Genomic DNA, 3,043 nt, shown 5'->3' with positions numbered 1-3,043 from the left:
AAGATAGCTATCAAGCGGAGTTTGGATAAGTTTTCCATAGCTATTTCAATTTTAACACGAATAATATAATATAATTTTTAGGAAAAATATTGTTTTTCCACGAATCACAACACTAATTTAAAGGAAATAGTTTGAGGAATCATACTTATTTTTTGATTATTTTCAAGAAAAAGTACTTATAGACAATAAATTAGTAGGTATTTTTAGGTATAAACCACAAATAGGCGAAGACTGTTGTGAAAAAGTCATTAGAAGAAGGATAAAATCATAATTTTGTACTTCATTATTAAATAATTTAAGGAATGAGGATTTTGCTTACAGGAGCAACGGGTGGTCTGGGATTTCGGACTTTGGAACGTTTGATTGAAAATCCGAAAATCGAAAAAATAATAGCTACTGGAAGAGTAATCAGACCAACCCATTTTGTAGAGAACAGCAAAGTTAATTATCAACTTGGTGATTTAGCAGATGCCGATTTTGTGTCGAAACTCGTCGAAAAAGTTGATTATATCGTTCACGCAGCAGCACTTTCTTCGCCGTGGGGCAAATATGCTGAGTTTGAAAGAGCCAACGTATTCACGATGAATAACTTGATAAATGCTGCAAAAAAGCACCATATCAAGCATTTTGTGTATGTTTCTACTCCGAGCTTGTATTTTAATGGGAAAGACCGATTCGATGTAAAAGAAGCCGACCCATTGCCCACCACGTTTGTCAATGCCTACTCAAAAACAAAATATGAAGCAGAGGTGGCTTTAGCAAAATCGGGTATTCCGTATGTGACTCTCAGGCCTCGTGCTTTGATTGGTCGTGGCGACACGATTATAATGCCTCGGTTAATCAGAGCTTTTGAAGAAGGAAAATTAAAAATTATTGGTGATGGAAAAAATATAGTAGATTTGACCTCGCTCGCCAATGTAGCCGAATCGATTGAACTTTCATTATTTGTTGGCGATGCTGGACTCAATCAGATTTACAACATCACCAACGGTGAGCCAGTAAAACTTTGGGAAACGATAGAAAAAGTGCTTTCAATGTTAGGTCATGAAATGAATAAAAAGAAAGTCCCCTACTCGGTGGTAAAATTCGCTTCGCAAATCATGGAATTGAAAGCAAAATTTACTAATTATCAAGAACCAGCCTTAACCACTTACGGTGTCGGGATTTTGGCAAAATCATTTACGATGGATATTTCAAAAGCAAAATCGCTCTTGGGATATTCACCAAAAGTATCAACCGATGAAGCCATTGATGAATTTGTGAGTTGGTATTTAGTGGAATCATGAAAATTACCTCATCCCAACCCTTCTCCTGCGAGGAGAAGGGCTTAAAAATAAGAACTTAAATGTACTGGTCTAAAGGTGAAGAGAGTTGTAACCCTCTCCTTCGAGGAGAGGGAAGGGTGAGGTCAGTACTTTAATAAATTCCATTACAAATAATGAAAGAAGTCAAATTATATCTTGGGTATGCGGGTTATTGTGAAGCTAAAGAAAGCCACAGCATCAGAGGTGGAGCAAATAAAGGCATCAAGTTTCATGCGTTATTTGGGCTGATTCAGCACCCCGAGCAAGGCTGGATTTTGTATGATACTGGTTACACAAAACGATTTTATGAATGTACGAAAAATTACCCAAATAAAATCTATGCCAATATGACCAAGGTTTTTGTGACTGAAGAAGATGAAATAAAGAATCAACTCAAGCATTTTGGCTTACAACCAACTGATATTAAGCACATTATCATTACTCACTTTCACGCCGACCACGTGGCAGGTTTGAAAGATTTTGATGAAGCAACTTTCTATTGTTCACAAGCAGCGTTTACTCAATACAACGAAATCAGCAAATTTTGGGCATTTAGTAAAGCAATTTTGAAAGACCTAATGCCCGAAGATTTTGAAAAAAGAATAAAAATCATTGAAGATTATGGAAAATGCCTCAACGATGAAATATTTGAAAAAAAATATGATTTATTCGGTGACGATTCTTTAATAATCTATGATTTACCTGGCCACGCTGCGGGGCAAATCGGTGTAGAATTAAAGACCCCAAAACAGCAATATTTTCTGATTGCAGATGCTTGTTGGAACAGGAAATCTTACGAACAGATGTTACTTCCGCCATCAATCGTCAGGTTATTCTTTGATTCTTGGAAAGACTTCAAGGATAGCCTTCAAAAAGTAAATTTATTTCATAAAAAATTTCCAGAGATAACGATTGTACCTACGCATTGCTCGGCAACAACGTCGGCTCTTGTTTCAACTCATTACGACCTCAATGCTCTTTAAATTATCCATTTTATACTATTTAGCAGAAGTAAAACTATCGAAATGGCTTTATATCCATAATATTGGTTTTAGACGAAATTGGATAATCAAAAAACTCATTCAGCACTGCTCAACAAGTTTATTTTATAAGAATTTGGTGGGTGATAGTGATTTTACCTCACCCAACCCTCTCCTCATAGGAGAGGGCTTTTTAACTCCCCTCTCCTCAAAAAGGAGAGGGGTTGGGGGTGAGGTAAACCAACCATTCACAGCTTTCCCAATCATCAACAAAGCCATTTTTATGGCAAATTTTGATGCCATCAATACCGTAAATATCAAACTCGAAGAAGCTTTGGCGGTTGCAATAAAATCGGAGGAAAATCGAGATTTTTCGCCAACTATCAAGGGCATTACAGTCGGCTTATCGTCGGGAACGAGCGGAAACCGAGGTGTGTTTTTGGCAAGCGAAAAAGAGCGAGCCTATTGGGTAGCTTTGGTGCTGGACAGAGTACTGGGATTTTCATTCAAAAAACGAAGCATTGCATTCTTTTTACGAGCCAATAGCAATCTTTATGATTCAGTAAAATCAAAATTATTGGCATTTCATTTTTTTGATTTACTTGATTCGCTTGATGTGCATATCGAACGCCTAAATGCCTTACAACCAGATATTTTGGTAGCCCAACCAAGCATGTTACTCGAATTAGCCAATGCGATTGCAGCCAATAAACTTGACATAAAACCAACAAAGGTTATTTCAGTGGCAGAAGTTTTAAC

Annotated in this window: 2 protein-coding genes and 1 pseudogene; all 3 read left to right on the top strand. The window is 36.9% G+C overall.

Annotated elements, in window-relative coordinates; all coding sequences use genetic code 11:
- The first annotated feature begins 302 nt into the window (after positions 1-302).
- Positions 303-1,286 carry an NAD-dependent epimerase/dehydratase family protein gene (locus ACOVO2_RS11845; protein WP_421770176.1) on the top strand — a complete coding sequence of 328 codons (984 nt, stop codon included), beginning with the start codon at positions 303-305 and terminating at the stop codon, positions 1,284-1,286.
- Between the two features lie 152 nt (positions 1,287-1,438).
- Positions 1,439-2,287, top strand: a complete 849-nt coding sequence (locus tag ACOVO2_RS11840; protein WP_421770175.1) for an MBL fold metallo-hydrolase — start codon at positions 1,439-1,441, stop codon at positions 2,285-2,287.
- Positions 2,277-3,043, top strand: a pseudogene (locus ACOVO2_RS11835) (hypothetical protein); the annotation flags it as partial. The gene ACOVO2_RS11840 and the pseudogene ACOVO2_RS11835, both read left to right, overlap by 11 nt.

Source organism: Emticicia sp. (genome assembly GCF_049241225.1).
Taxonomy (GTDB): domain Bacteria; phylum Bacteroidota; class Bacteroidia; order Cytophagales; family Spirosomataceae; genus Emticicia.
This window is presented reverse-complemented; position numbering and strand designations above follow the sequence as displayed.